This window comes from Haloarcula sp. H-hyl6, assembly GCF_056934455.1.
The window spans coordinates 1,471,523-1,497,374 of the sequence record NZ_JBRIIK010000001.1 but is presented as its reverse complement, the minus strand read 5'-3'; the positions used below and the strand labels follow the sequence as shown (position 1 = coordinate 1,497,374).

At 67.0% G+C, this 25,852-nt stretch carries 30 protein-coding genes and 1 tRNA gene; 11 read left to right on the top strand and 20 right to left on the bottom strand.

What is annotated here, in order from left to right; genetic code table 11:
- Positions 1-23 precede the first annotated feature (23 nt).
- The 4 genes from Hhyl6_RS07950 to eif1A all read right to left on the bottom strand — a co-directional run bounded on the left by Hhyl6_RS07950 (position 24) and on the right by eif1A (position 3,148).
- Positions 24-1,019: an AAA family ATPase gene (locus Hhyl6_RS07950; RefSeq protein WP_483739683.1), complete on the bottom strand. Its 996-nt coding sequence runs from the start codon at positions 1,017-1,019 to the stop codon at positions 24-26.
- 147 nt (positions 1,020-1,166) lie between these two features.
- Positions 1,167-1,715, bottom strand: a complete 549-nt coding sequence (locus tag Hhyl6_RS07945; protein ID WP_483738675.1) for a KH domain-containing protein — start codon at positions 1,713-1,715, stop codon at positions 1,167-1,169.
- Positions 1,716-1,879: 164 nt separating this feature from the next.
- A complete protein-coding gene (gene rio1, locus Hhyl6_RS07940) occupies positions 1,880-2,818 on the bottom strand; it encodes a serine/threonine-protein kinase Rio1 (protein ID WP_483738674.1) in 939 nt (312 codons plus the stop codon).
- Between the two features lie 42 nt (positions 2,819-2,860).
- Positions 2,861-3,148, bottom strand: coding sequence for a translation initiation factor eIF-1A (eif1A, locus tag Hhyl6_RS07935; protein WP_220617691.1), 288 nt, complete (start codon positions 3,146-3,148; stop codon positions 2,861-2,863).
- Positions 3,149-3,264: 116 nt separating this feature from the next.
- On the opposite strand from eif1A, the gene Hhyl6_RS07930 reads away from it, so the two are divergent.
- Together Hhyl6_RS07930 and Hhyl6_RS07925 are read left to right on the top strand one after the other, a co-directional pair.
- Complete coding sequence (locus tag Hhyl6_RS07930; RefSeq protein ID WP_483738673.1) at positions 3,265-3,678, top strand: SCP2 sterol-binding domain-containing protein; 414 nt, start codon at positions 3,265-3,267, stop codon at positions 3,676-3,678.
- A 38-nt stretch (positions 3,679-3,716) separates the two neighbouring features.
- Positions 3,717-3,911, top strand: a complete 195-nt coding sequence (locus Hhyl6_RS07925) for a DUF7470 family protein (RefSeq protein ID WP_483738672.1) — start codon at positions 3,717-3,719, stop codon at positions 3,909-3,911.
- Here the strand turns inward: Hhyl6_RS07925 and Hhyl6_RS07920 are convergent.
- The 3 genes from Hhyl6_RS07920 to Hhyl6_RS07910 form a co-directional block, all read right to left on the bottom strand.
- Complete coding sequence (locus tag Hhyl6_RS07920; RefSeq protein ID WP_483738671.1) at positions 3,908-4,900, bottom strand: sensor histidine kinase; 993 nt, start codon at positions 4,898-4,900, stop codon at positions 3,908-3,910. The genes Hhyl6_RS07925 and Hhyl6_RS07920 overlap by 4 nt on opposite strands.
- Before the next feature lie 129 nt (positions 4,901-5,029).
- Positions 5,030-7,003, bottom strand: coding sequence for a DUF460 domain-containing protein (locus Hhyl6_RS07915; protein WP_483738670.1), 1,974 nt, complete (start codon positions 7,001-7,003; stop codon positions 5,030-5,032).
- A gap of 100 nt (positions 7,004-7,103) precedes the next feature.
- Entirely contained in the window at positions 7,104-7,781 is a 678-nt protein-coding gene (locus tag Hhyl6_RS07910; protein ID WP_483738669.1) for an enoyl-CoA hydratase/isomerase family protein, read from the bottom strand.
- A 60-nt stretch (positions 7,782-7,841) separates the two neighbouring features.
- On the opposite strand from Hhyl6_RS07910, the gene Hhyl6_RS07905 reads away from it, so the two are divergent.
- The gene (locus Hhyl6_RS07905) at positions 7,842-8,498 is read left to right on the top strand and encodes a DUF7114 family protein (protein ID WP_483738668.1); all 657 of its coding nucleotides are present in this window, start codon (positions 7,842-7,844) and stop codon (positions 8,496-8,498) included.
- Between the two features lie 65 nt (positions 8,499-8,563).
- A tRNA-Thr gene (locus Hhyl6_RS07900) sits at positions 8,564-8,635 on the top strand.
- 251 nt (positions 8,636-8,886) lie between these two features.
- Here Hhyl6_RS07900 and Hhyl6_RS07895 read toward each other — a convergent pair.
- The 5 genes from Hhyl6_RS07895 to Hhyl6_RS07875 all read right to left on the bottom strand — a co-directional run bounded on the left by Hhyl6_RS07895 (position 8,887) and on the right by Hhyl6_RS07875 (position 12,697).
- Positions 8,887-9,837 (bottom strand): hypothetical protein, encoded by a 951-nt coding sequence (locus Hhyl6_RS07895; RefSeq protein ID WP_483738667.1) that lies wholly within the window; start codon positions 9,835-9,837, stop codon positions 8,887-8,889.
- A 53-nt stretch (positions 9,838-9,890) separates the two neighbouring features.
- Complete coding sequence (locus Hhyl6_RS07890) at positions 9,891-10,775, bottom strand: IS1595 family transposase (RefSeq protein WP_483738666.1); 885 nt, start codon at positions 10,773-10,775, stop codon at positions 9,891-9,893.
- Between the two features lie 60 nt (positions 10,776-10,835).
- Entirely contained in the window at positions 10,836-11,060 is a 225-nt protein-coding gene (locus tag Hhyl6_RS07885; RefSeq protein ID WP_483738665.1) for a hypothetical protein, read from the bottom strand.
- A 161-nt stretch (positions 11,061-11,221) separates the two neighbouring features.
- Entirely contained in the window at positions 11,222-11,665 is a 444-nt protein-coding gene (locus Hhyl6_RS07880) for an acyl-CoA thioesterase (RefSeq protein ID WP_483738664.1), read from the bottom strand.
- A gap of 57 nt (positions 11,666-11,722) precedes the next feature.
- The gene (locus tag Hhyl6_RS07875; RefSeq protein WP_483738663.1) at positions 11,723-12,697 is read right to left on the bottom strand and encodes a DUF5784 family protein; all 975 of its coding nucleotides are present in this window, start codon (positions 12,695-12,697) and stop codon (positions 11,723-11,725) included.
- 157 nt (positions 12,698-12,854) lie between these two features.
- On the opposite strand from Hhyl6_RS07875, the gene Hhyl6_RS07870 reads away from it, so the two are divergent.
- Positions 12,855-13,028 carry a DUF5786 family protein gene (locus tag Hhyl6_RS07870; RefSeq protein WP_483738662.1) on the top strand — a complete coding sequence of 58 codons (174 nt, stop codon included), beginning with the start codon at positions 12,855-12,857 and terminating at the stop codon, positions 13,026-13,028.
- Here Hhyl6_RS07870 and Hhyl6_RS07865 read toward each other — a convergent pair.
- From Hhyl6_RS07865 to Hhyl6_RS07855, 3 genes are all read right to left on the bottom strand, one after another.
- Complete coding sequence (locus tag Hhyl6_RS07865; protein ID WP_483738661.1) at positions 13,015-13,749, bottom strand: DUF7530 family protein; 735 nt, start codon at positions 13,747-13,749, stop codon at positions 13,015-13,017. The genes Hhyl6_RS07870 and Hhyl6_RS07865 overlap by 14 nt on opposite strands.
- A complete protein-coding gene (locus tag Hhyl6_RS07860; RefSeq protein WP_483738660.1) occupies positions 13,746-14,783 on the bottom strand; it encodes an NAD(P)H-binding protein in 1,038 nt (345 codons plus the stop codon). The genes Hhyl6_RS07865 and Hhyl6_RS07860 overlap by 4 nt, the downstream gene beginning before the upstream one ends.
- An 83-nt stretch (positions 14,784-14,866) precedes the next feature.
- Positions 14,867-15,727: a YkgJ family cysteine cluster protein gene (locus tag Hhyl6_RS07855; RefSeq protein ID WP_483738659.1), complete on the bottom strand. Its 861-nt coding sequence runs from the start codon at positions 15,725-15,727 to the stop codon at positions 14,867-14,869.
- 66 nt (positions 15,728-15,793) lie between these two features.
- On the opposite strand from Hhyl6_RS07855, the gene Hhyl6_RS07850 reads away from it, so the two are divergent.
- Positions 15,794-16,009, top strand: coding sequence for a DUF7561 family protein (locus tag Hhyl6_RS07850; protein WP_483738658.1), 216 nt, complete (start codon positions 15,794-15,796; stop codon positions 16,007-16,009).
- Positions 16,010-16,122: 113 nt separating this feature from the next.
- Here the strand turns inward: Hhyl6_RS07850 and Hhyl6_RS07845 are convergent, their stop codons facing one another.
- Positions 16,123-16,317, bottom strand: coding sequence for a cold-shock protein (locus tag Hhyl6_RS07845; RefSeq protein WP_166967680.1), 195 nt, complete (start codon positions 16,315-16,317; stop codon positions 16,123-16,125).
- 178 nt (positions 16,318-16,495) lie between these two features.
- Between Hhyl6_RS07845 and Hhyl6_RS07840 the strand changes: the two genes are divergently transcribed.
- Entirely contained in the window at positions 16,496-18,223 is a 1,728-nt protein-coding gene (locus tag Hhyl6_RS07840; protein ID WP_483738657.1) for a helicase C-terminal domain-containing protein, read from the top strand.
- A gap of 175 nt (positions 18,224-18,398) precedes the next feature.
- On the top strand, positions 18,399-19,550 hold the full coding sequence (locus Hhyl6_RS07835; RefSeq protein WP_483738656.1) for a tubulin/FtsZ family protein: 1,152 nt from the start codon (positions 18,399-18,401) through the stop codon (positions 19,548-19,550).
- Here the strand turns inward: Hhyl6_RS07835 and Hhyl6_RS07830 are convergent.
- The 4 genes from Hhyl6_RS07830 to Hhyl6_RS07815 form a co-directional block, all read right to left on the bottom strand.
- Positions 19,547-20,443 (bottom strand): hypothetical protein, encoded by an 897-nt coding sequence (locus tag Hhyl6_RS07830; protein WP_483738655.1) that lies wholly within the window; start codon positions 20,441-20,443, stop codon positions 19,547-19,549. The two genes, Hhyl6_RS07835 and Hhyl6_RS07830, sit on opposite strands and share 4 nt — an antisense overlap.
- A gap of 40 nt (positions 20,444-20,483) precedes the next feature.
- Entirely contained in the window at positions 20,484-21,512 is a 1,029-nt protein-coding gene (locus tag Hhyl6_RS07825; RefSeq protein ID WP_483738654.1) for a class I SAM-dependent methyltransferase, read from the bottom strand.
- Positions 21,505-22,635: a 60S ribosomal export protein NMD3 gene (locus tag Hhyl6_RS07820; protein WP_483738653.1), complete on the bottom strand. Its 1,131-nt coding sequence runs from the start codon at positions 22,633-22,635 to the stop codon at positions 21,505-21,507. The genes Hhyl6_RS07825 and Hhyl6_RS07820 overlap by 8 nt, the downstream gene beginning before the upstream one ends.
- A gap of 67 nt (positions 22,636-22,702) precedes the next feature.
- Entirely contained in the window at positions 22,703-23,596 is an 894-nt protein-coding gene (locus tag Hhyl6_RS07815) for an NAD-dependent epimerase/dehydratase family protein (RefSeq protein WP_483738652.1), read from the bottom strand.
- Positions 23,597-23,719: 123 nt separating this feature from the next.
- Here Hhyl6_RS07815 and htpX point away from each other — a divergent pair, with 123 nt between their 5' ends.
- The 3 genes from htpX to Hhyl6_RS07800 all read left to right on the top strand — a co-directional run bounded on the left by htpX (position 23,720) and on the right by Hhyl6_RS07800 (position 25,841).
- On the top strand, positions 23,720-24,601 hold the full coding sequence (htpX, locus tag Hhyl6_RS07810; RefSeq protein WP_483738651.1) for a zinc metalloprotease HtpX: 882 nt from the start codon (positions 23,720-23,722) through the stop codon (positions 24,599-24,601).
- A gap of 178 nt (positions 24,602-24,779) precedes the next feature.
- Complete coding sequence (gene pspAB / locus Hhyl6_RS07805) at positions 24,780-25,397, top strand: PspA-associated protein PspAB (RefSeq protein ID WP_483738650.1); 618 nt, start codon at positions 24,780-24,782, stop codon at positions 25,395-25,397.
- Between the two features lie 3 nt (positions 25,398-25,400).
- The gene (locus Hhyl6_RS07800; RefSeq protein WP_483738649.1) at positions 25,401-25,841 is read left to right on the top strand and encodes a hypothetical protein; all 441 of its coding nucleotides are present in this window, start codon (positions 25,401-25,403) and stop codon (positions 25,839-25,841) included.
- Positions 25,842-25,852 lie beyond the last annotated feature (11 nt).

Below are 25,852 nucleotides of genomic sequence, written 5' to 3'. Positions count from 1 at the left end.
GGTGTGGCGTGGGTTCGACGGGGTCAGTACCCCATCCCGAACCGGCGATGTCGGAGTTCCGGCGTGACCTGTATCCGGTCGACGTCCTGTCCGGTGCGGTACCAGACGAACGCCGCGCGCGTGAACAACTCCCGGCACTCGATGCGCACCTCGCGGGGGACGCCCTCGGTTCGCTCGTGGACGTCCTCGATGGCCGCCCGGGTAAAGAGGTCCGGGGCCTCGCCGTCGTAGGTCTCTCCGCGGAAGTACGCCAGCGACCGGGCGACGTACTCTGCCACGTCGTCCGGGCCGAACGGTTCGATGTTCTCGTAGTAGCGCAGTCGGGAGTCCAGCGTCCCGCGAATCTCCGCGACCCGGCGCTTCCCCTCGGGCGTCCCGGTGAGGAACAGGCGGACGCCGGCGTCGCCGGCGACCTGCAACGGCGAGAGCAGGTCCGCTTCCAGCACCTCTATCTCGTCGACGACGAGCAAGAGGGTCTTCCCGTGTTCGCGCACCCGCTGGACGACTTCCCGGACGGCGCTCTTCGCCTCGGCCGTCGCCCACGGGATGCCGTTGCGGACCTGCGAGTAGCGGCCGAAGTCGACCGAGAAGCCGTCGGCGTAGGCCGCCTCCAGCACCGTCTGGTACAGCGCCCGTGCCGTCGTCTCGCGGGGGTTGTCCAGATGCGTGACGACGAAGTCGTCGTGTTCCGAGAGGTCCCTGAGGACGATCTCCCGGAACGCCGACTTCCCGGTGCCGTACGGGCTGACGAGGCCGATGTGCTGGTCCTGCAACAGCCACGAGGTGACCTGATTCAGCATCGCCGTGTCGTGGCGGACGTACAGCGGTTCGGGCATGTGGTCCAGCCCCGCCTCCTCGGTGAACGGCAGGTCGGTCACGTCCTCGGGGTCCCCGCCCAGCGCCTCGCCGAACGCCAGCAGGCGCTGTTCGACCTCCCGCAACTGGTCCAGCAGGACGCCCTCGGAGACCGTCTCCGAGCGGTCGTCCTCCTCGGCACGAAGTCGCTCCAGGCGGTCCATCACGTCGCCGACGGTCTGGCCGCTCTCGCCGCCCGCTTCGGTCCCGCCGGCGCCGTCGCTGTCGTCTGGCACGGTCGTTCTTCACCGTATTTGTCGGTCGGCGTGGTTATACGTTACGCCCGAACTGAAAGAAAGTCGCGCCGCCCGCTATCCGGTGAACTGGTGGTACTCCAGTCCCTTGTGTTTCATCTCGTTGTGCTTGCGTTCGAGGAAGGAGTACACGGAGCCGTGGGGTGCGCCGTCCAACAGCATCTCGGCGGCCTCGCGGACCGCGTCGACCTGTTCGGGACCGCCGATGATGGAGAGCGTCGACCCGTAGATGACGACGGCGGCACCGGTCAACTCCTGCATGAGTTCGCGCGTGCGACCCCCCTCGCCGATGAGTCGGCCCTTCTGGCGGCGGAAGTCGTTCTTGTTCCGGGAGGCGGCCTCGATGTCGATAATCTCGAACATCATCATGTCGTCGTCCAACAGCGCCAACGCGTCCTCGGGGGCGAACCCGCGGCCGATGGCCTTCACGATGTCCGGCCCCTTCAGCGCGGTGACGGGGTCGCCGACGGACTCCACCTTCACGGTGCCGTCCTCGGAGTCGATGTCCAGACGGACCTCCGCCCGCTCCTCGATTTCGCGCATGGTCTCACCACCTTCGCCGATCAGCACGCCGATTCGGTCCTGCGGAATCTTCACGTGTTTCATAATATGCTTCCGAGTACGGGGCTCTGCCTGTTTAAGACTTCGGCGTCTAGCTTGGGCGGTTTCGCTTCTACGACATTCGCCGAGGACGGGCGTCAGAACGGCCAGAAAGTCCCGCCCGCCTCTCGATTCCGGGCCGTCGCCGAGGTGGCCCGAAAACGTCTCGGCTACTCTTCGGTCCGGTCCTCGGGTGTCCCCTGCGGGACGGCGTCGTCGTCGCTCCCCGGGGCGGTGTCCTCGTCGTCTTTCGGCGTCGCGTACTCCTCGACGTAGGCGAGCAGTTCCTCGGGCGTGGTGTCGACCCCCTGTCTGGCGAAGAAGTTCGCGACGTTCCGGCAGTCCCGTTCGAGGAACTCCTCGGCGTTGGGGTGGTGGATGGTGACGGCCTGCCCGAGGTCGATGATGTACAGTTGGCCCTCGTGGAAGACGACGTTGTACTCCGAAAGGTCGCCGTGGACGAGGCCGGCGTCGTAGAGGCGACGGACGTACTCTTTGACGACTTCGTAGGCCGTCTCCGGGTTCTCGATGTGGACCTCGTTGAGCCGTTTCGCGCGGCCCTCCTCGGTGCCGAGATACTCCATCACGAGGACGTTGCGCTCGACGGCGATTGGCTCCGGCGTCCGGACGCCGGCCCGGCGGGCGCGTTCGAGGTTCGAGGCCTCCTTGCGGACCCACGCGGTGACGACTTTCTTCTTGTCCGAGCCGATGCCCTCGAAGCGGGGGTCGCCGTCTAAGTAGCCCCGCATGTCCTTGAAGTCCGAGGCGTTGATGCGGTACACCTTGACGGCCACCTCCTCGTCGCCGGCGAGCGCGGTGTAGACGTTGGCCTCCTTGCCGGTCGAGATGGGGCCGCCGAAGGCGTCGATGTGGCCGTCCTGTACGAGTTTGTACAGCGCGCCGAAGGTGGCGTCGTCGAAGACGCTGGCCTCGACCTTGAACTGGTCTGCGTCCTTGATGCGTTTGCGGAACTCGTTGAACTCGCGGTCCCGCTTCCGGGCGATGCGGTCGGCCTCCGTGTCAGAAACGTCTATCTCCTCCCACTCGTCGCCGACGCCCTCGGCCTCGTCGGTGTCGAGCAGTCCGAACTCCGCCTCGCTGTCGCTCACGTCTCGGCCTCCGTCGGCGCTGGCGCGCGGTGCATTACGGCGCTACTCCTGGATGTGGCCCTCCTCGCGGAGTTGGTCTGCGTCCTGCTTCTCGTAGCGCCACGTGATGTCGGCCTTCTCGTCCTGCCAGTCCCACGGCGAGACGAGGACCACGTCGTCCTCGCGTATCCAGATTCGTTTCTGCATCTTGCCCGGAATCCGGGCTGTGCGTTCGACGCCGTCCATACAGCGTACCTTGACGCGGTTGGCTCCGAGCATGTTCGTGACGACGGCGAACACCTCGTCGTCGTCGGGCATCCGCAGGTCTTTCCGGCCCTCGTTGTCGCTCATGTCTGACCGTTCGGTCCCGGGAGGGTTAAGTTTTGTACGATTGCCCGTGGCAACGCGTGACTGTCACGCCGGCCCGAGTGGCAAGGCCCAAGGTCCGGCCACGGTAACGGCCGCGCATGACTCTCAGGTTGCCCGCCGAAGCCGACGACTGGGCGCAGGCGTGGCGCGACCGAATCAACGACCGCGAGGCGTTCGCCGAGGCGGCCGCCGGGTTCGACGCGACGTTCCGCTTCGAGATACAGGCGGACGACGTCTACGACGGCGACCCGATACGGTTCCAGGTCGTCGTCGCCGACGGCGACTGCACCGCCGCCCACGTCGCCGACGGCGACGCCGACTACGACTTCGCCCTGCGCGGCCCCTACGAGGCGTGGACCGCGATGCTGTCGGGCGAGTTGGACGTCTCCGAGTCCGTGATGAACGGCACCTTCGACGTGACCGGCAACACCATGACGCTCCTGCGCCGGCAGGACGCCATCGCGGAGATGGTCGGGGCCGCCCGCGGCGTCGACACCGAGTTCGAGTACTGACCGACGGGTTTTTGTCCGCTGGCGGGGCGAACACGGGTATGCTCGACAAACTCGGCCTGTCCGGTGTCGCCGGCGTCGTCGTCCTCTTCGGCGGTATCGGCCTCGTCGCATGGAAGCAACCAATCGTCGCGGCCGGCCTCGCCCTCGTCGTGGGCGGCCTCGGCCTCATCGTCTACGGCCTCGTCTCCAGCCTGTTGGCCTCCTTCGGGATGGGAATGGGCGGGATGTCCTAACGCTCGTGTAGGTCGAACTCGAAGCGAGCGCCACCCGTCTCCCCCTCGGCCACGTCCACCGTCCAGCCGTGGGCGACGGCGATGGTGCGGACGATGTAGAGACCGAACCCGGTCCCATCGGCGGTCCCACTCACGCCGGGGACGAACACGGAGTCGCGGTCCGCCGGGTCGATGCCCGGCCCGTCGTCCTCGACGGCGAACCCCCGGTCGGTCGGTGCCACGGTGACGGTCACGTCCGGGCCGCCGTGCTCTATCGCGTTCCGAAAGAGGTTCTCGAACAGACGCCGGAGTCTGTCCTCGTCGGCGACTATCGACAGCGACGCCGGTGTGTCGAGCACCGCCTCGCCCGTCTCGACGGTGGCCCACGCGTCGGCCGCCACGACGCTCGCGTCGACGGCCTCGGCGGCGTCCGCCAGCGTCCCCTCGCGCGTCGCCGTCCGCACGTCCTCGACGATGCGGGCCATCCGGTCGTGGGCGTCGTCGACGGCGGCCAGCGCCGCCGAGTCCGACTCTCGCCGGGCCAGTTCGAGGTGGCCGTTGGCGACGGCCAGCGGGTTCCGCAGGTCGTGTGCGAGGATGTCGGCGAACTCCTCTAACCGCTCGTTCTGCTGGGCGAGGTGCCAGGCCTGCTCGTACCGGTCGGTCACGTCCCGGCCGACGCCGGCGAACCCGAGGACAGACCCGTCGTCGTCCGTGACCAGTCGTCCGGTCAACTCGAATCGGATGCGCCCCTCGGTGGTCTGGCCCCACGCCTCGACGGACGTCTCCCCGTGCTCGAAGATTTCGGCCATGGCGTCCGTCACGGCCGGCCGGTCCGCTTCCTCGAAGAACTCCATCGGGAGCATCCCGTCGAGTTCCTCGTCGGTCAGCCCGAAGAGGTCGTTCAGTCGCCGGTTCCAGTGAATCAGCCGTCCGCTCTCGTCGTAGACGTAGAAAACGTCGTCTAACGTATCGAGTGCGCGTTCGAGAAGCCGCCCATCCCCCGCCATACCGTCTGGTACGCTACTGGTGGTAATAACCCTTCGTACAGAATCGCCTCTCGATGCCGTCCACAGGGACGCTGGCGGGGGTTGACGGGATTTCGGCCGCGGCTCGAACCCCCACTCCGTGCGGTCCCACTACTGCTCTGCCGGCCTGTCCGCCCGGTGCTCGCTGATAATCTGGTCGACCATCTCGGCCTTCTGTTCCTGCTCGCGGTCCTCGGCCCGGTCCGACCAGTCCTCGACGGCGGCTTCGACCTCGCTCTCGCGGGCGACGGCGAGTTCGTCTATCTCCTGGACGGTGACCATCTCGACGGGTGCGACGGGGACGTCGTGGTCGAACAGCACCTCGTCGGCGGCGTCCGAGAGGTTCCCGTTCCGGAGGACGATTCGGGGGTCGACGTCGGCGAGTCGCTCGGCCGTCGACCGGCCGGCGCCCGAGGCGTCCCGGAGCATGACCACGTCGTCGGCCACGAGTCCGAACTGCTCGTCGGCGGCCTCGATGGCGTCGCGGGTGAACTGCTCGACGACCTTGACGGGCACCAGTCCCTCCCGTTCCTCGGCGACGTCGGCGAAGTTCGAGTGGTCGAGTTTCCACAGGGACTTCAGGCGGTCGAGTTTGTCGGCCAGTTCCTCGCGCTTCTCCCGCTCTTCGTCGACTTTCCGTTCCAGCGCCTCGTTGCGCCGTTCGAGTCTGGTGACCTCCCGGTCCTTGCGGACCTCCCGACGGCCCTCCTGTCTGGCCTTCTCCAGTTGCTTCTCTTTCTCCCGTAACTGGTCGTCCTTGCGCTGGATGGTCTCTTTCAGGTCGTCGACGTGGGACTCGAGGCGGTCGATGCGGGCCTCCAGTCGCTTTATCTCCTTCTCCTCGTCGCTCAACTCGCGGGCTTGGTGGCTCGACGACTCCTCGTCGGCCTCGTCGTCGCCTTCGATGTCACGCAGGACGGACTCGACGGACTCGTCGCCGGCGACGACGCGGGCGACGACGGGCCCCACCTCGTGCTGTGGCGGGACCTTCCCGGCGACGCGGTCGAACTGGCTCTCGTGGTGGTCGAAGGCGTACAGCGCCGCCGCCATCGCGTCCCGTTCGTGGTCGTTGTCGTACCCCTCCTCGCGGGTCCGGTGTTTCTTCTCGTCGACGGGCAGGTCCCGCTCTGGTTCCCACCCGGCGGCGTCGAACGACCGGCGGAACTTCTCGACCGTCTCGGGCATCGGCGTCACGTCGGCGGCGACGACGACCGGTCGCCCGCGCTCGATTATCCACTCGACGACGTCGGCCCGGTCGTTGGTCCGGGAGGAGTAGACGTCGAGCACCTCGCCGTCTAACCCGACGATGGCGACGGCCGTCGTGGTGCCGGGGTCGACGCCGACGACGACGTGGTCCCGGCGCTTCGCCAGCGGTCGGAACTCGATGCCGTCCCGGCGCATCCGTTCAATCTCGACGCGGGTGTCTCCCGAGCGGTGCGTGGAGACGGGGATGTCCTGCGGACGGGCCTGCACGCGGAAGACGGCGCTGGAGAAGCCGCCGTACTTCTCGGTGACCTCGCGCTCGTACTCCAGCCCCGCGCCGTCGAGTTCGGACGCTACCTCGCGGGCCTGCTTCTTGACGGCCCCGTGGATGCGCCGGGTGTAGCGGTCCTCGGACCACCCGCCCTTGCCCGTCGAACGGCCACGCGAGACCTTCACCTCGGTCGTGTCGGTGAACGCAGACACCTCCTGTCCGACGTTGGCGGCGGCGAGTCGAGCGGCGGCCTCCGCTTCCTTCATGGGCTTTTTCCCGTAGGGCACGCCGTGGCGCTTGGCGACCCGTGAGAGCGGTTCCGGTCGCTCGTCGCCGGTCACCTGCACGAGTTTCGTCGCGTCGGGGAGCGACCCGAGGAAGTGGACCAACTGGTCCTTGTCGGCCGCCAGTTCGTACATGTTGTCCGTCGCGACGATGTCCGGTTCCCGGTCGTCGACGAGGCGTCGAAGCTTCCGGCGGGAGACGACGTCACGCTCTATCTCCTCGCCGTCGAACACCACCAGCGCGTAGGACGGGGCGTCACCACGCACGTCGCCGCTCTGGATGTCCACCCCGAAGACGACGGCGTCGAGCGCTGCCGTGCGGTTCACGCACCCCGCTAGGTGACGCGTGACTATAAATCTCGTTCCGGGCGTCGGTTCCACCCCGCCGCTTCGGGGGACGCCGCCGTCGTGGGTATCGCGGCCGGACTCAGAACTCCGCGTCCCCGACCAGCCGTTCGAACGCCGCTCGCTCGCGCTCCTCTATCGTCTGCTTGTCCGACTCGTCGCGCATCATCGCCTTCAGCTCCCGGAGCGCCCCGTGGTCGACGGCGGCCACCTCGTCGGCGACGGCACGGGGGTCGTCGACGACCCGTGAGACCAGCCCCATCCGGAGGGCGGCGTCGGCGTCGACGGTGCGGCCCGACAGCGCGAGGTCCAGCGCCTCGCCTTCGCCGACGACTCGGGGGAGCCGTCCGGTGCCGCCCCACGCGCCGAACAGGCCGAGTTTGACCCCGGTCTCCGCGAACGTCGCGTCGGGCGTCGCCACCCGGAGGTCGCAGGCCAGCGCCAGTTCGACGCCGCCGCCGCGGGCCGCCCCGTCGATGCCGGCGACGACGGCCCCGTCGTAGGACTCGACCGTCGTGGCGACCCGCTGTCCGAGTTCGGCGAACGCGACGGCCTCCTCCTCGTCGAGGGACTCGACGACGTCGAGGTCCGCCCCGGCGCAGAACGCCGGGCCGTCGCCGTGGAGGTACACCACCGGTTCCGTCGCCTCCGAGACGGCCGTCTCGAGGTCTCGGAGCGCCGCTCGGTCGAGCGCGTTCCGCCGCTCGGGGCGGTCGAGGGTCAGCACGCGCACGTCGCCGTCGGCCGTCGTCCGGACCATGCGCTGTCTGACTCCGCTGTTTCCAAAGGTCTTTGCCCTTGCCGCCGCTAGGTCGCACCAATGGAGGAAGTGGCGGCGGTCCGCCGAGCCGCGCTGGCGGCGGTCGACGACGTCGAGCCCGAACGTCTCTGTGAGCGCATCTCTGCACGCCTCGACGACGCCTCGCTCTCGCCCGGCGTGTTGACGCTGGTCAGCGCCAGCGCCGCCAGAGACCGTTCGGCGGACCCCGCCGACGGCGACGCCGACCGCGCCGCCGGCGTCCAACTCATCTACGAGGGGCTTCGGCTCACCCGGCAACTCGCCCACGACGACCCGTGGACCGACGGCGACCGGGACGCCGCCGACCTCGACATCCTCATCGCGGACATCCTCGTCTCGCGGGGGTTCTACCTTCTGGCTCGCACGGAGGCCGCCGACGCCGCCGTGCAGGTCGTCCGCTCGTTCGGCCACGACCAGACCGTCCAGCGCACCACCGGCGACGAGAGCCTCGACGGGACGCTGGAGGTGGACGTCTGCGAACTCGCCGTCGTCGCCGGCGTCACCGCCGCCGGCGTCCACCCCACGCCGACGCTCCGCGAGTACGCCACCGGCCTCGGGGCCGACGGCCTCCCCGAGAGCGCCCGCCTCGTCGGTGACGAGGTGACCGACGCACTGCGGACCCGCGCCCGGCCCGACCACACCCAGAGTGACGGCACCGAGGCCGCCGCCGACCACTGAGAACAATCGCCACGCCGGGCCCGAATCGAAACGCCTAAAGACAATTGCCGGGTACATCGAAGTGCGCCTGGGTAGCTTAGCGGTAAAGCGCGTCCTTGGTAAGGACGAGACCCCGGATTCAAATTCCGGCCTAGGCTCTTCTTGGAGACTAATTGCGAGCGGCGCGTCTCGTCGCGCCGCGTTCCGTGTCGACGTGCGAGACTGATGCGGGATTTGAATCGAGAGAAGACGCAGCGCGAACACCGTGAGCGACCGTCTTCGCGTAGTTCAAATTCCGGGCGACGAAATTCTCACAATCAAACTCTGAACGACACATCTCGTTGCACCGCGTTCAGTTGCATTGTGAGACTGGCGTGTCGCTAAATGACTGCTGCGCTTAAACAGAGTCTCAGAGCATGTCGTCTGTTGTCTTTGCAGTTCTGAGGGCCTCCAAGGTCGTATATCGAAGCGACTGCGGATATTTGGTCTCGAATGGGACAGGGTCTTCCAGTTCAAACAGGCTCTCTTCCTCAAAAACCAGTACTTTCTGACCAGGATCAAATCCGGCCTGCGCCTCGTTAGATCCAGATTCGAAGTAGTACTGGTCGGGCCGGGCAAGGTCCGCTTGCTTGGCGGAGACTATCTCTTTGACCCGTGCAACGTATCTCACTTCACTCTCTCCCTCAGAGACGTACATTGCTACAAAATCGGGGTCACGCCCGATATCGACGAATCCCCATGCATTGTTCTCGCGTAAGAATTGAACGCCGGATTTTTTGCTCGGGAATACGGCGACACTCGCGTCGTCAGGCCCCACAATTTCGTTACGACTGATTGTGCCTACGATCTGGTCCCCCTCGGGTCGGATACCTCCTTTGTTTCCACTGGTGCCAGTATCAGGACTATCGACGTCTATCTCAGACTCTATGTCTGAAACAAGCCGATCAATCATCTCTTTGGCCTGACTTTCAGCGAGGGGAGAAATCGTCGTAGACACTTCGTCGGCGAGCACTTGTGAGATAGTCCTCGCTAGACCGCCTTTGTCTGTTTCGAGGGCATGGCGAGCCTCCCGGAGTTCGTTGATTCGACCGAGGATCTTACCAGACTCACCGGATTCGATAGTGTCTCTTTTATAAGCCCTTACAACGGCGAGCCGGTTCGGAAGGTCGCTAAGTGGTATCTCACCGACTTTCTGAACGTCTACGTGGGTAGCGTCAACTCGGCGCTGAAAAAAGCGATACTCCTTGCCGTTCGTGAGAATACCATAAGTTACGTTCTTGTTCGTCATATACGAGGACAACTGTTCCTCGTGATCAGCGGTCAGGGCGGTGTCGGCTCCCTTTGCTTCGAGAAAAGCCACTGGTGTACCTTCGATTATAAGTGCGTACGCTCTTGTGAAGCACGTTGTTGATTTCAGAGAACGGCGTCGAGAGCATGTTTGAGTGCTTCGTCACCTGGTTTTCTGTAGAGTTCGCGACGGAGCTGAAGCGTTCTGAGATACGGCGTTAGCTTGTCTTTTGAGACTCCTCGGTGGGGCGAGAGCCACCGTCGCGTCAGCGACGCGTGGCTCTCGCAGGTGTTGACGTGGATATCGCCGTCAGCGTATTCTCCGTCGCCGTGGACGACGTATTTGCGGTTGAACCCGTCGTCGTCCTCTAACGGATCATAGGCCCGAAATCCATCGGTATAGACGGTCAGCGACTCCTGCTCGTGGTCGGCGAGCAGGAGTCGGATGGTCGATTCGTCGGCGGATTTCGCTGGCACGACGTACCGATCGTCCGAGCCACGGTCGACCAGCGTGAACACCGGCGGTTTGTCACCGTCGTACGATCCTCGTCCACGCGTGGACAGGCCACGCGAGCGCGACTCCTGGTCGCGCTCGCGGCCTTTGAGGCCAGCAGAGACGTACACCTCGTCGATTTCGACCGGTCCAGACAGCGTGATCGAAGGCGCGTCGAGCGCTCTGGCGAAGCGCTCGACGCGCCGTCTCACCGTTCTGTACGAACGATTGAGTTCCGCCTCAATCTGTCGAATGCTCGTGTTAAACCGTAAGAACACGTAGATAGTGAAGTACCACTCTTTGAGCTTCATCTTCGAGTGAGCGAAGATCGTGTCGGTTTTGTCGTTGAACGTCCGACCGCAATTCTTACACAAATACCGCTGATACACCCGATAGCTGCCGTTTCTGACCGTCAGGTCAGAACGGCAGCGGGGGCATTCGACGCCATCACGCCAGCGAACCTGTTCCAGCAGGTCCGCTGCAGCCGATTCCGACACGAATCGGCTCATTGGGAACATATCGGGCACCGCTGGCGCGGTGCCCTTGCCCTCTTCGACTTTTAGCCGCAGCTCTCGCTATCAACAATCTACTTCCCAAGAGCGAAGTGCGTAATCGACTTTGTAGGTCCGTCCGAACGCTTCGACTGAGTATTCGAGCTGAGTGTTCTCCGGGATTTGCCAATCAAGCAAATCTAAAAAATCACGCAGGATGGCGGCTTTTGTGTTTGCTTCGTCCATCTGTGGTGATGATTCAAAAACGGCCTCAGATTGGTCCACAAAACTACGAACAGAATCCCGGTTCATCTCGTTCTGTGACGAGTTACTGATACCTTATGAATCCTTGTGAACCACTCCCTCAGACTACGTTTAGCCTTCAGTTCGGGGACTAGCCGTACGTTGCGAGACGCTCAGTTTACTCTGACTCCGGATTCAAATGCCGGCCGACACGTCTCTCGCCGCCTCGCTCACTCCCGCTCCGGTTCCTCGGCCAGCGCCCGGTCCCGTAGCTCCTTGCACTTCTCGCCTTTCACGGTCAACTCGGGCACCGGCACGGGCGTCCCGTCCTCGACGGCGACGAAGGTGGCGTAGGCGCTCGTGGTCTCTTTCGTCTCGCCGGTGCGGGGGTTCTCGGCCGCGACTTCGATGCGGACCCGGACGCTCGTCCGGCCGGTGGCGTAGGCCCACGACTCCACGCGGGCGTTGTCGCCGATGGGGATGGGGCGCTCGAAGTCGACGCGGGACATCTGCGCGGTGACGCAGGACTCCTCGGCGGCGCGCATCGCGGACATGGCACCGATTTCGTCCATCCACTTCATCACGATGCCCCCGTGGGCGCTCTCGTAGTTGTTGGCGTGGGTGGGCTGGACGCGCTCTCGGTTGACGATGTGCGTCTCGGCGATGTGGGGCATGCGCCGGGCTACTCTCTGGGCGAGGATAACGGTGTGGTGTGCGTGACGCCGACGCGCTCAGAACGGGAGTGGGAACGGTACGGAGCCACGCGAATACCCCTCGACGGTGCCGTCGGGGCGGTACCGGAACGCGACGAGTGGTTCGTAGCCGACGCTGGGTTTCTCGGCGTACACCCGTCGCCACTCGTCGTCGTGGAAGGAGGTACAGTCCACCACCAGCACCGCGCCGGGGTGGGCGGCCAGCTGGTCGCGGGTCTTCGCGTCGCCGGAGGCCTTCAGCGCGCCGATGGCGGTGTCGACCTGTCGGCGAGTCGGCGGGCGGGGGCGGGTCACCTCGACGAGGGTGTCCTCGACGCGGAAGTCGACGGAGTGGCCCGACCCGAGTTCCACCTCGGGTTCGATGTCGTTGCCCGAGTCCACGAGCAGTTTCGCGGTGTTGAACTCCCCCATCGTCGCCTGCATCCGCGAGAGGTCGAACCCCTCGCTGGTCCCGAGTTTGCTGGCCATCGTGTAGCGATACTCGTCCAACACGCCGGTCGCGAGGAAGTCGTCGTAGAAGCGCAGGCCCTCTGCCTGCGTGGCGTCGGGGAAGCCGCCGGCGTGGTCCCGGAAGAAGGTCCGCGTCGAGTCCCGGCCGTCCTTCGAGAGGAACACGGGGAGGAAGAAGTGCGCGACGGCCTCGTACTCGGCGAGCCACGGGTCCTCGACCTCCAACTGGGCGAGGAGTTCGCGCTGGCCCCACTCGGAGATGGGGTCGGGGGCCTCGTCGAACGTCCGCTTGTTCGTCCGCCAGAGCGTCTCGGGCGTCTGTGTGTTGCCGAGCCAGTAGGCCTCGTTGCCGTTCCAGCAGAACAGGGCGAGGTCGCCGTTGTCCATCTCCAGTCTGCGGGCCGCCCACCCGTCGGGTGGTACGAACCACGGCCCGTTCAGTTCGGCGCCGAAGGTGTTCTGGAGGGGGGAGAGCAGGTCACGCCGGACGCGGTCCTCGCTCCAGCGTTCGGTCGAGTAGCGAAATCGAAGTGGGCCAGCCACGCCCGTCAGTAGTCGGTCAGTGGTCTTGTGCGTTCCGCATCCCTCCTTTCAATGGGGCGAAGAGCGCGTCTGTGGGGGATAGGAGGCCTGTGGGTGGAGAATTCGACTGACCGTTACATTGATAGGTACTAACATGCAAGTTTGAGTGTGGTAACGTATGTCTATGGGAGCGTATGACGACGACGAACACGAACGCCGTGAACGCAAGAACAACGAGGTCGACCTTTCGGAGGACGACGACCGCACAGCGTATCACGGAACCGTGAACTACGACAGCGGGGAGTCCACCGAAGAGCTGTTGGACCAGTTCAAGCAGATCAACTCCGAGTAACGCCGGGCTTTCTCGACCGGACCTGTAGCAACGTCACCGACGCGGCTGTGACCACAGTCACGGCCAGGACGTGCGCTATCAGCGCCGCCAGCAGGACCGGTTGGTCCAGGACGAACGGCACCAACACCAACTGGAGGACGCCGAACCCCCACGTCTCTAGGTCGGCCCGCTGGAACACCCGTGCGGTCTCCCGGTCGAACCGGAAGCGGAGCGACCGCCAGAGGCCGGTGATGCTGGCCCACCACCCCGTCCCGATGCGGTAGCAGACGTCCCAGAGGATGAGCAGCGTCAGGTACACCACCAACACCGGCGGTTCCGGCCCGAACAGTGTCGTGACGAGCGGCGACTCGGCGGTCTGGGGGTCGAAGACGAACAGGTGGGTCAACATGGCGATGTAGGCCAGTACCGACAGCACCACCTCCATGTTCGAGGAGAACAGCAGGGCGCTGTACGTCGGTGGGACGTCGATGCGGCGGACGAGCGTGCTGATGCGCAGCAACTCGATGCTCCCGACGGTGGCGACGAAGATGACCGCCGTCGCGGCGATGGCGGCGTTCCAGACGTCGTAGTACCACGCCAGCGCGACGACGGCCACCTCGAAGACGGCCAACTGGATGGCGAGTGCCGCCCACGTGGGAATGTCGATGCCGGGGAGCGCCTTGACGATGCTCTCGTAGACCCACGCCTCGCCGTACTCGGGCGGCGGGTTCTCGCCGCTCATTCCGTCTCACCGCCGTCAGTGCGGAACTCTGGCGAGACTCCCCTCGCGTCGCTCGGCGCACCACCGTCAGAACGCGGGTCTGACGAGGGACGTCTCGCGTCGCTCGCCTCACCACCGTCGGCGACGGCCCGGATACGGTCGCTCTGTCGGGTCCCGTCGAGCGCTCGCTCGACGGCCTCGTCGAACGGCGTCAGCGTCACCGGTATTCGCCGCTGGATGTCGTCGTCCCCGGCGACGACGGGCGTCTTCAGCCCGTGGATGAGCGGTCTGGCGACCGTCGAGGGAACGTCCGTCACCAGTCCGATGGAGAGCGCCGAGAGTCGGGGGCTCAGTATCGGAATCGGGACGATGTGCGGTTCCGCGTCGTGCATCACCTCGCCGGTCCGCCGGAGTATCTCGGCGTAGGTCATCACCTCGGGGCCGCCGATTTCGTACGTCTCGTCGGCCGTCGACGGGGTTTCGAGGGCACCGACGAGATACTCGACGACGTCGGCGATGGCGATGGGGTGACAGTCGGTGCGGACCCACCGCGGGGTGAACATCACCGGTAGCCGCGCGGTCAGTTCCCTGATGAGGCGGAAACTGGCGCTCCCGGTGCCGATGACGATGGCCGCCCGGAGCGCCGTCAGGTCGTACTCGCCCTCGTCAAGCAGGTACTCGACCTCGCGGCGCGAGCGGAGGTGTTTCGACCGAATCTCGTCGTCCTCGCCGAGGCCGCCCAGATACACCACGCGGCCGACGCCGGCGTCGTCGGCCGCCGCCCGGAAGTTCGTCGCCGCCCGACGGTCCCGTTCGGCGTAGTCGGGGCCCGCCCGCATCGAGTGAACGAGGTAGTAGGCGGCCTCGACGCCCGCCACCGCGTCCTCGAAACTGCCGGGGTCCAACAGGTCCCCGGTCGCGACCTCGACGCCTCGCGGCGGGTCGTACGTCGACGGGTCCCTGACGAGGGCGCGGACGTCGTGGCCGGCGGCACGGAGTGCGGGGACGAGGTGACTCCCCACGAACCCCGACGCGCCGGTCACCAGCACGTGCATGGTCCACTCACGGCGCGGCAGGAGGTTAAAAGGCACCCCTGCCGAGCGGCCACTCCGTTCGGCCGGGCGGTCCCCGCGGCGTCTCACCACCCGGGCGTCGGCGGCGCGCCGTCCTCGTCCTCGACGTGCCGGGCGACGGCGGGGTCGGGGGACCGCTCTCCGAGTCCGCCCGCCCGTTCGCGCCACTCCTCGACGGTCCGACCGACCCACGAGTCGGCGGTCGACACCGCCTCCAGCGCCTGTTCGTAGTGCGCGTCGCTGACTGCGAGCGTCCCCGGACTCGACGCGGCGGCGACGGCGACGAACTCCGCTCGGTCCGCCGCGGTGAGGTCGTCGTCGCGGAACCGCCCCACTGCTCCGGCGACACGCGCCGGGTCCGGGTGGGCGAACACTCGCTCCCCGAGGGCGCCCGGGCCGAACAGCGGGGTCACGTCCGGCGGGTCGTCGTCCAGCAACCGGCGGCCGCCGTGGACGGACTCGACGCGTTCGCACTCCGTCTCGGTCTCCAGCAGGAGGTTCTCGCCGGGGTAGGTACTGCAAGCCTGCGGGTAGTGCTCGCCACCGTGGATGCGACACTGGAGCGTCGTCGGGTCCAGAAACGCGCAGGTCCGGAGCCACGTCGGGGGCCGGTCGAACGGCGCGACGGGTTTCGGCGGCTTGCGCAACCCGACGAAGAAGACGGGCCGGTCGTCGATAGCGGCCACGTCGACGCCGTCGAGCGTCACGCTCCGGTCGTCCTCTTCGGCCCGCCACAACCGCGGTCGGAGGGCGTCGCCGTACCCCGCCTCGACGAACCCGCGGACCTCCTCGCGGGAGAGCGGCACGAGGTTGTAGGTGTCGTCCAGCGGTTCGAACGGGCCGCGTCGCTCGTGGTCGATGTCTCGGCCGGTGAGCGGGCGCCAGTCGATGCAACACCCAGCGCACCCTTCGCAATCGACCTCCATGCCGTGTTCTTCGACAGCACGTACCAAAAAGCAAAGGTCCTTACCCCAGTCGCCGCTAGGTCGGCCATGGCCTCACAGCCCTGCGACGGCTGTGGCAGGAGCGTCTCGATAGCCGGCGGCATCGCCAACATCTGGACCCGAGAGAGCCGTCCGACCGAGGGCATCGTCCTCGAACTCGGCGACGGCACCGAACACTTCCTCTGTTACGACTGCATCGACCGCCTGCCCGACGACCACGAGGTCACGGCGGCGGACGTCGCGGCGCTCTCCGAGGAGTCCTAGCGCTCGCCGTTGCTCGTCGGCCCTGCGTCGCCGAGACGCGACGCTACCGCTCAGAACTGTGGTGGTCGATAAAACGCGTCAGACGTGGTCGCTTCCGCGACCGAGAATCTGCGTTAGTTGCGGACGACGTTCGTCGCGCGGGGGCCCTTGTCGGCCTGTTCGATGTCGAATTCTATCTCCTCGCCTTCCTCAAGGTCCGGGCCGCCGACGTCTTCCATGTGGAAGAACACGTCCTCGTCCGCGTCCTCAGTCGAGATGAAACCGTAACCGCCTGTGTCGTTGAAGAAATCAACCTTACCGTTTGCCATTGCAAACAAACATACAGGGGGTATATGTATAAGGCTTCCGAGGGTACCACTCACACGACCGTGTGGGTGTGAACACTGCCCACACCATCGGCAACCCCGTCTCGGCCGTGTGCTCTGGCGCGTCACCGCCGGCATCCGACAGGAAAGGTTTACGCCCGCCGGCCCGTTGCCTTCTCGCGTGTACCCGGCGCGGATTCACGACGAGTTTCCCGCTCCGAGCTATCGCGGGAACCAGAAGCAGGCCCTCTCGGACATCCGCGCGGCCTTCGAGGGCGGGAACGACGTCGTCCTCGTGCGCGCGCCGACGGGGAGCGGCAAGTCCCTGTTGGCCCGCGCCATCGCGGGGTGTGCCCGCACCGCGGGGGAGGCGGCCGCCGAACAGGTCGTCGACGCCTACTACACGACGCCGCAGGTGTCCCAACTGGACGACGTGGCCGAGGACAGTCTGTTGGAAGACCTCTGTGTCATCCGCGGGAAGAACAACTACGACTGCATCCTCCCCGGCGAGACGGACACGCCTGTCAATCAGGCCCCCTGCGTGCGCGAACGGGAGTTCGACTGTCAGGTGAAACACCGCTGTCCGTACTTCTCGGACCGCGCCATCGCCTCGAACCGCCGCATCGCGGCGATGACGCTCGCGTACTTCATGCAGACGGCCGGCAGCGACGTGTTCGGCAAGCGGGACGTGGTTGTCGTCGACGAGGCCCACGGACTGGGCGAGTGGGCGGAGATGTACGCCACCATCGACCTCTCGCCGGAGACCATCCCGATGTGGGGTGACCTCGACGTGCCGAACCTCGACGGACTGGACGAGGCCGTCTCGTTCGCCGAACGCCTCGAACACCTCACCGAGCGCCGCGTGAAGGAACTGCGTGGCAACGCCGAACTCACCCCCGACGAGGTGGCCGAGCGCGACTCGCTGAACACACTCCGGAGCGACCTCTCGTGGTTTCAGGAGGACTACCGCGACCCAGAGAGCGCGACGACGTGGGTGGTCGACCAGGCCGACGGCGAGGGCGCGCCGGTCACCATCAAGCCGATGAACCCCGAGCGGTACCTGAAACACACCGTCTGGGACCGGGGCAACCGCTTCGCCCTCCTCTCGGCGACGATTCTGAACAAGGAGGCGTTCTGCGCCAACGTCGGGTTGGACCCCGACGACGTCGCCCTCGTGGAAGTGGGCCACACCTTCCCCGTCGAGAACCGGCCGCTGTACGACGTCACGCAGGGGAAGATGACCTACGACCATCGCGACGACACCCTCCCGAAGGTGGCCCGCCAAATCGTCCGCATCATGGCCCAGCACCCCGACGAGAAAGGGCTGATTCACTGTCACTCCTACGCGATTCAGGAGCAGTTGGACGACCTGTTGACCGACTTCGGCGTCGGTCCGCGGGTCCGGAGCCACGACAAGGCCGACCGGGACGGCGCGCTGTCGGCGTGGAAGCGAAGCGACAACCCCGACGTGTTCCTCTCGGTGAAGATGGAGGAGGCGCTGGACCTTGAGGGCGACCTCTGTCGCTGGCAGGTCCTCTGCAAGGCCCCCTACCCCAACACGCGCGATTCGCGGGTCGCCCGGCGACTGGAAGACGGCCAGTGGGGCTGGTACTACCGGACGGCGCTCAGAACGGTGATTCAGGCCTGCGGGCGCGTCGTCAGAGCGCCCGACGACTACGGGTCGACCTACCTCGCGGACTCGTCGCTGCTGGACCTGTTCGAACGGGCCCGTCACGACATGCCCGACTGGTTCGACGAGCAAGTGGTGGGGATGTCCGACCCCGACCTCCCCGAGTTCGCGCCGGACCGCGCGCTGACGGGCGTCAGTGCGAGCGCGAAGCGCCGCCACGACCGCTCTCGCTCGCGGTCCGGCGGCGGCAGTCACCCCCTCTCGGACGTCTGGGACTAGAGGAACGCGAACGCGAGTCCGTAGACGACGGCCGACCCGACCATCAGGAAGGCCAGAAAGACTGCCATCACCTGTTGTCTGTCCATGCACGCCGTTCGGCTGACGGCTAATTAGGCGTTACGACGAGTCTCGGCGCGGGCATACTGTTAAGACGGCCCTACCGTACAATCAGGACATGCGTCTCGCACTCATCGGGGTCGGTCAGGCTGGTGGCAAGGTCACGGACGCCTTTCTGGAGTACGCCGACCGGACGGACAGCGATATCGTCGTCGACGCGCTGGCGGTCAACACCGCCAAAGCGGACCTGCTGGGCCTCCAGCGGGTCCCCGTCGGCAACCGCCTGCTCATCGGCACCGACCGCGTGAAGGGCCACGGCGTCGGCGCCGACAACGAACTGGGGGCCGAAATCGCGCAGGCCGACAGCGAGGAGGTGCTGGACGCCGTCGCCGACATCCCGACCCACGAGGTGGACGCGTTCATGCTCGTCGCCGGCCTCGGCGGCGGCACCGGGTCCGGCGTCGCGCCGTACCTCGCGAAGGAACTCGGCCGGCGCTACGAGGAACCGGTGTACGGGCTGGGACTGCTCCCCGCGAAAGACGAGGGCGGCATCTACGTGCTCAACGCCGCCCGGTCGTTCATGACGTTCGTCCGCGAGGTGGACAACCTCGTCGTCTACGACAACGAGACGATGTCCGGTGCCGGAGACAGCCTCGCCAGCGGGTTCGCGCGGGCCAACGAGCAACTCGCCCGCCGCTTCGGCGTCCTCCTCGCCGCCGGCGAGACCGACGGCCGCGCCGTCCCAGAGCAGGTGGTCGACGCCAGCGAGATAATCAACACCTTCGCCTGTGGCGGGGTCTCCTCGTTCGGCTACGCGGCCTCGCCAGTCGAGCGCAAGCGCGGGCTCTTCGGCGGCAAGAAGGCCGCCGACGCCACCGACGCGACGCCGCGCATCCTCTCGACGGTCCGGCAGGCCACGCTGGGCCGCCTCTCCCTGCCCTGCGAGATAACGAGCGCCGAGCGGGCCCTCGTCGTCGTCGCCGGGCCGCCGGAGCTACTGAGCCGGCAGGGCGTCGAGAAGGCCCGCAACTGGCTGGAGGAGGCGACGGGGACGATGGAGGTCCGGGGCGGGGACTTCCCGGTCCCGGACGCCGACGAGGTGGCCGCCGCGGTGGTCCTCTCGGGGGTCAGCGACGTCCCGCGGGTCAAGGAGCTACAGGGCATCGCCATCGAGACCCAACAGTCGATGCGCGAGTTGAGCGATAGCTCTGAGACGAAGCTCGCGGACCTGCTGTCGGCTCCCGAGGGCGACCTCGAACCGCTGTTCTAACCCCGCATCCCCTCCGGATACCTGACTTCGGCCCACCAGTCGGCGTCGTCGTACCGCAGGAGCCACGTCCCGCTGTACTCGGACACGTCGACGGCCACGTCGTCGTGGGCGCGGAACCGCTCGACGAGCGCCGTGAACGCTTCGGAGGGCGGGTCCTCGGACTCGGCCTCGCCGCCTTTCGCCTCGTCGAGGACGGCCCGCTGGTCGCTCGGAAGACCGCCGAACGAGAACTGGAAGCGGTCGCGTGCGATGCTGGCCAGTCCGGTATCGTCTTCGGCCAGCAACTCGGCGCGGTAGCGGTAGTCGGCGACGGTCACCTCTCGGCTGCCGCGGACGGCGACCCCGAACGTCGCTCCGTCCCGCGTGACCCCGTCGTACTCGGGTTCGGGGACGACGACGGACTCGGCGGCCTCTGCGTCCGTGTAGCGCACGCCGACGCCGAACGTCTCGCCCGGGTCCCGCGACGTGTCGGGGTCGAAGATGCGGTCGAGTTTCTCCCGGTCGACGGCAGGGAGGTCGGCGTACGCGACCGTCCGCTCGGGTGGGGGGTCTGGGTCGAACGTCGACTCGACCCCGTACTGGGTTCGCGTGCGCTCGTTCGTGGCCTCGTAGTCGACGGAGTAGTAGGACCGCTCGTACTCGAGGGGGGTCGGCGGCTCGAACGGCGGATGCGTGTCCGCCGCAGTCGCGCGGTCGGCGTCGCCCTCGACGGCGCCGACCACGAGGCCGCGGTACGGGTCGGAGAGGGCGCTGATGGGGGTGGCCCACTGCTTGGCGAGGGCGGTATCGTCGCTCACGTCCGTCAGGCGGATGGACCCGCGGGGGTCAGAACACCCGGCGAGGGGGAGGGTCGCGCCGACGGCGACGGCGGCGAGGAACTGGCGGCGTCGCATACGGGTACCTGTCGGACGGTTGGTGAATAGTTTGTGGTCGTCACTCGACCCGGGCGTCCACGACGACGTGGGCGACGCCCTCACTGTACCCCTTCACGCGCCGGGTGTCCAACACCTCGACCGAGCGGCCGGCGTCGGCCGCAGCGGCCTCAAGCCGTTCGATAGGCCGCTCGAAGCCGAGGGCCTCGGGCGTCGCCTCGTGCATGTGGACGACGCCGCCGGCGGCCAGCGCTTCGAGTGCGCTGTCGAGGTACTCGTGGGCCTCGTAGTACCCCATCATCACGCGGTCGGCGCGGGCCTCCCTCGCGAACTCCGGCACGACGTCGCGACAGTCCGCCCGGTAGGGCTGGACCTGCTGGTCGACGCCGTTGCGCATCACGTTCTCGACCAGATAGCGGAACGCCGTCGGGTTGCGCTCGACGGCCGTGACGTCCGCGCCGGCCCGGGCCATCGGGAGCGTGAAGTAGCCGATGCCGGCGAACATGTCGAGGACGCGCTCGCCGGCCTCGACGACCTCGCCCATCCGCGCCCGCTCGGCCTTGTTGCCCGGCGAGAACATGACTTCGGCGAGGTCCAGTCCGTACTGCGTGCCGTGTTCGGTGTGGACCGTCTCGGTGTCGCCCTCGCCGGCCAGTACGCGCACGTCCGGTTCGCGGTGCACGCCCGAGATGCCGCCCCGGGCCAGCACCGTGTCGGCCTCGCCGTGGAGGGCCAGCAGCGCCTGTCCCACCTCCTCGGGTCGCGGTGCGTCGCCCACCTCCACGAGGACGACGCTCCCGACGACGGCCCACGAGGACGGCGCGGCGGCGAGTTCCTCGTCGGTCCACCCGCGCTGGCGCAGGTGGTCCGCCAGCGTCCGAAGTCGCGGCTCACCGACCTGCCGGACGACCTCCCGGACGTCGACGGACGCCGGCGCATCGGTCACGGGAACGGCGACGCTGTCGCTATCCCACGAGCGGACGCTCCGGTCGGCGTCGTAGACGCCCTCGGCTTCGAGCGCGTCGATGACGTGCTGTGCGCGCGGCTTCGCCACGACGACGGCGAGGCGCTGGTCGCCGTCCTCACTCATCGCCGTCGCCGTTCTCGGGCAGGACGTGAAGCCCCGCCTGACTCTTGAACACGGTCAGTTCGTCGCCGCCGGTGTCCAGATAGTCGGGCCGCGGAATCGTCACGCTCTCGAAGGTGTCCGGGTCGAGCACCTGCACGGCGTTCTCGTCCTCGACGGCGACCAGCGTCGTCGTCTCGCTCTCCTCTCGGAAGCCCAGTCGTTCGCCGTCCGGGGCTTCGCCCTCTTCGAAACTCGCCTCGTAGTGCTCGCCGGTGGCCAGTCGGACGCCCTTCAGGTTCCCCTGCACCGAGCGGACGAGGACGGGGCCGTCGCCGTCCTCGGGGTCGATAATCTCGCCCTGCTGGTAACGCGGCAGGCGGACGGCGTAGGTCATCCGGTAGAGCTTCTGGCCGTCCTCGTCCTCGGTGATGAGGCGTTTCGAATCGGAGTACGAGCCACCCAACTGGGCGGTGATACGCTTGGCGATGCCCAGGCCCATCTGGTTCGTCGAAATCTTCATGTTCAGGCCCTCCGGCACCTCCTTCTTCTCGGTGATGAACGCGTTGCGGTCGCCCGTCTCCTCGCGGTCGGCGACGTACTCTTCGGCGATTGTCTTCGCGCGCGCTATCTCCTCGTCCGTCGGGTCCCGCTCGTCGGCCCGGACCTGCACGACGCTGGCGAAGGAGCCACCGGCTATCTTCCCGCATCGCTCGCAGGTCTGTCTGGAGATGGCGACGGGGACGACCACCTCCTCGGTGACGGGCGTCTCGCGGACGACGCCGGAGAACTCGGCGTGCATCCGGATGTTGTTCTGGTCGACCTGTTCGGGGGCGACCTGCCACGCGATGGACTGGGCGTCGACGTGGACGCCCAGCGCCTCGCTCACCTGTTCGACGGCGACGTCCGTGTAGTCCTCGGCCCCGACGTCGACCCAGCGGTTCCCCTTGTGGACCGCGCCGCACTGCGCACAGACGCGGACCTGTATCTTCTCGGGGGCGTCCACGAGGTCGAACTCCTCGAAGTAGCAGGCGTCACACAGCACCCGCTCGGAGTCCCGTTGGGCGCCCGGGAGGTGCGGGCGGTCCTCGGGTGGCTCCGCCATCTCGTCGCCGCACCGCGGGCAGAAGGCTCCAGACCGGCTCATTGTCTTCGGATACTGGACTCAGCGGGTTACGTATTGCGTTCCGCGCTGGCGTGGTGGCTCTGTCCGCTCACTCCCCGAACAGACTGGGCTCGGGGACGTCGGCGTCTGCGGCCTCGCGCCACGAGTGGGTCGGTTCCCACTCCAGCAAGCCCCGCGCCTTCGCCGTCGAGAGCGCCGACTGGTCGCCGTCCAGTTCGCACTGCTCGGGGAGTTCGCCCCAGTGCTCCTCGACCAGTTCGGCGGTCGGCCGGCCGACGTAGTTGTCCGCGGCGGCCGCGTGGAACGCCTCGTGACCCCCGAGGTCGGCGGAAAGCGCCGCGGCGACGAGCGAGGCCACGTCCCGCACGTCCACGTAGGACCAGCAGTTGCCGACGCCGCCAGAGAGGTCACCTTCGGCGACGTCCCGACAGGTGTACTCGCCGGGGTACTGAATCCACGAGGGGCGCACCGACGCCACGTCGATACCGTCCCGCCGGACCACCATCTTCGCTATCTCCTCGCCGGCCACCTTCGAGGTGCCGTAGGGGTCCTCCGGGGCCATCGGGTGGTCCTCGTCCATAGGGAGGTAGGCCGGGAGGGGCGTCTCCTCGGCGAACGCGAGGCCGTAGGCGCTCTCGGAGGACGCCCACACCACGTCGGCACCAACCCGTCCTGCCGCGTCCAACACGTTGTACGCGCCGGAGACGTTGGTGTCGAAGACGCGCGTCCCGGCGTGGCGCTCGGGGGCCGGAATCGCCGCCCAGTGGACGACGGCCGCGGGGGCGTACTCGCTCAGGAGGTCGCGGACCTCCGCCCCGTCGGTGACGTCGACGGCCTTGAACTCGACGTGCTCGCGTTCGTCGACTTCCCAGCCGGGATGGTCCAAATCGACGCAGACGACGTGGTACTCGCCCGCGAGGTAGTCGCAAATCCAGCGCCCGGAGCGGCCGCGTCCACCGGTGACGACGACTGTCTCGGTCATGGCTTCCGTTGTCGGTGGCGACACATAGGTACACGGACGCCTGCAAACGACGTTCGACGCCGCCGTGTGCGAACCGGGCCCACGATAGCGGGGTTTTAGACCGTCCGTCGCATACCTCCGGGTATGCAGTGGCAAACCGACTGGGGACTCCGCGGTCGGATGGCCTTGACGATGTTCCTGCTGTTCGCGCTGTACATCGTCTTCATCGGCCTCCTCAGTCTGTACTTCACGAACTTCGCAGCCATCGTACTGGTGATGGCGCTGTTCATGGGCGCGCAGTTCTTCTTCAGTGACAAACTCGCGCTGTACTCGATGGGTGCCCGCGAAGTCGAACCGAACGAGTACCCCGAACTCCACCGGAGCGTCGAACGCCTCTCTCAGCAGGCCGACCTCCCCAAGCCGAAGGTGGCCGTGGCGGACTCGCGCACGCCGAACGCCTTCGCCACCGGACGCTCGCAGAAGAACGCGGCCGTCTGCGTGACGACCGGGCTGATGAACATGCTCGACGACGAGGAACTGGAGGGCGTCATCGCCCACGAACTCGCCCACGTCAAGAACCGCGACGTGATGGTGATGACCATCGCCTCGTTCCTCTCGACCATCGCCTTCCTCATCGTCCGCTGGGGGTGGCTCTTTACCGGCGGGCGCGACCGCGGCGGTCAGCAACAGGTCCCGGTGTTCGTCGCCATCCTCGCCTCGCTCGTGGTGTGGATAGTGTCGTTCCTCCTGATTCGGGCGCTCTCGCGCTACCGCGAGTTCGCCGCCGACCGGGGCGGTGCGGTCATCACTGGCAAACCCTCGTCGCTGGCGACGGCGCTGATGAAGATAGACAGCGGCATGGAGAAGGTTCCCAAAGAGGACCTGCGCGGCCAGTCGGAGATGAACGCGTTCTTCATCGTCCCCATCCGAATCGGCTGGATCGGCCGCCTGTTCAGCACCCACCCCCAGACCGAGAAGCGCATCGAGCGCCTCCGGGACATGGAACGCGAGCTAGAGGGGGTCTGAGGAACCGGCGTCGGCGGGTTCGCCGTGGTTCTCACGACTTTTCACAGCCAGAAAGTCCCTCCCGGTTGGGCGTTCCACACGGTGGGACTTTCTGGCCGTTCAGAGACTGGCCGCTCCCGTCGACTCACACCGCTGCTAGCACGAAAACCGCCTTATCCCCCGCCCGCCTTGCACCGGTATGGGACTGCTGGACGGACTCAAGAGCGTCCTCGGCGTGAAAGCGGAGGCCGACGCCACCCGCGACGCCGACCCGGAGGACCTCTTCGGGATGTCGACGGCCTACGTGACGATGGAGGCGGACCTCGGCTACGCGCCGACCGGCGACGCCGCCCTCTGCTTCGGTGACGTGGACAGTACGGACTTTCAGGACGCCAAAGACGAGGTGGAGACTATCCTCGAAGCGGGGGAGGCCGAGACGGGAACCGTCGCGGAGTTCACCGAGGACGCCCACGGCTACCAGTGGGTCGTCCTCCACGACGACGACTTCGAGGACCTCGTGACCTCCATCCACTTCGCCGCCGACACGCTCATCGAACGGCGCTACGGGTCGCGGTTGCTGGCCGCCCTCTTCGGCTTCGAGGACGAGCGTACCGGCGACCCCGTCTACTGGGTGTACTCCTTCCGTCGGGGCGCGTACTACCCGTTCGCGCCGGACCCCGACCGGGACCACGAGCGGGACACGACGGCGGAGTTCAAGTTGGAGAGCAACCTAGACGGCGAACTCACCGTCGAAGGGGACAAGGAGTTCTGGTACCCGCTGTGGCCCGACCGCGTCGGGGACCACCCGTGGGAGTAGCGCGTGGCCGACAGCCCCGCGGTCTACGACCACCTCCGCCCGACGACGGCCGACTATCCCGACGGCGTCTACCGAGTGGTCGGGACGGACGCGGATAGCGTGACCATCCTCCGGGTCGCCGACGCCGCCGGCCGGCGGGCGAACACGGGCGAGGTCGTCTCCGTCCCCTCCGGTTCGCTCTCCGGGTTCGAGAGGGCCGAGAACCCCGACGGGAACCGCTCGCCGCGGGCGGTCGTCCGCTCGTCGCTCGACGGCCTCTACTGGTCGACGCGGGTGTTCGTCCAGTCGCTCGCGGCCCACCCGATAGCGTCGACCGTCGCGCTCGCACTCTTGCTCGCCGGCGAGTTCGGACAGGGCGCACTCTCCCTCTCGGGACTCCAGGCCGGCCTGCTGATAGTGGTCGGCGGCCTCGCGCTGGTCTACGTCGGCAGCGGGCGTCTCTGACGGCGGGTCCG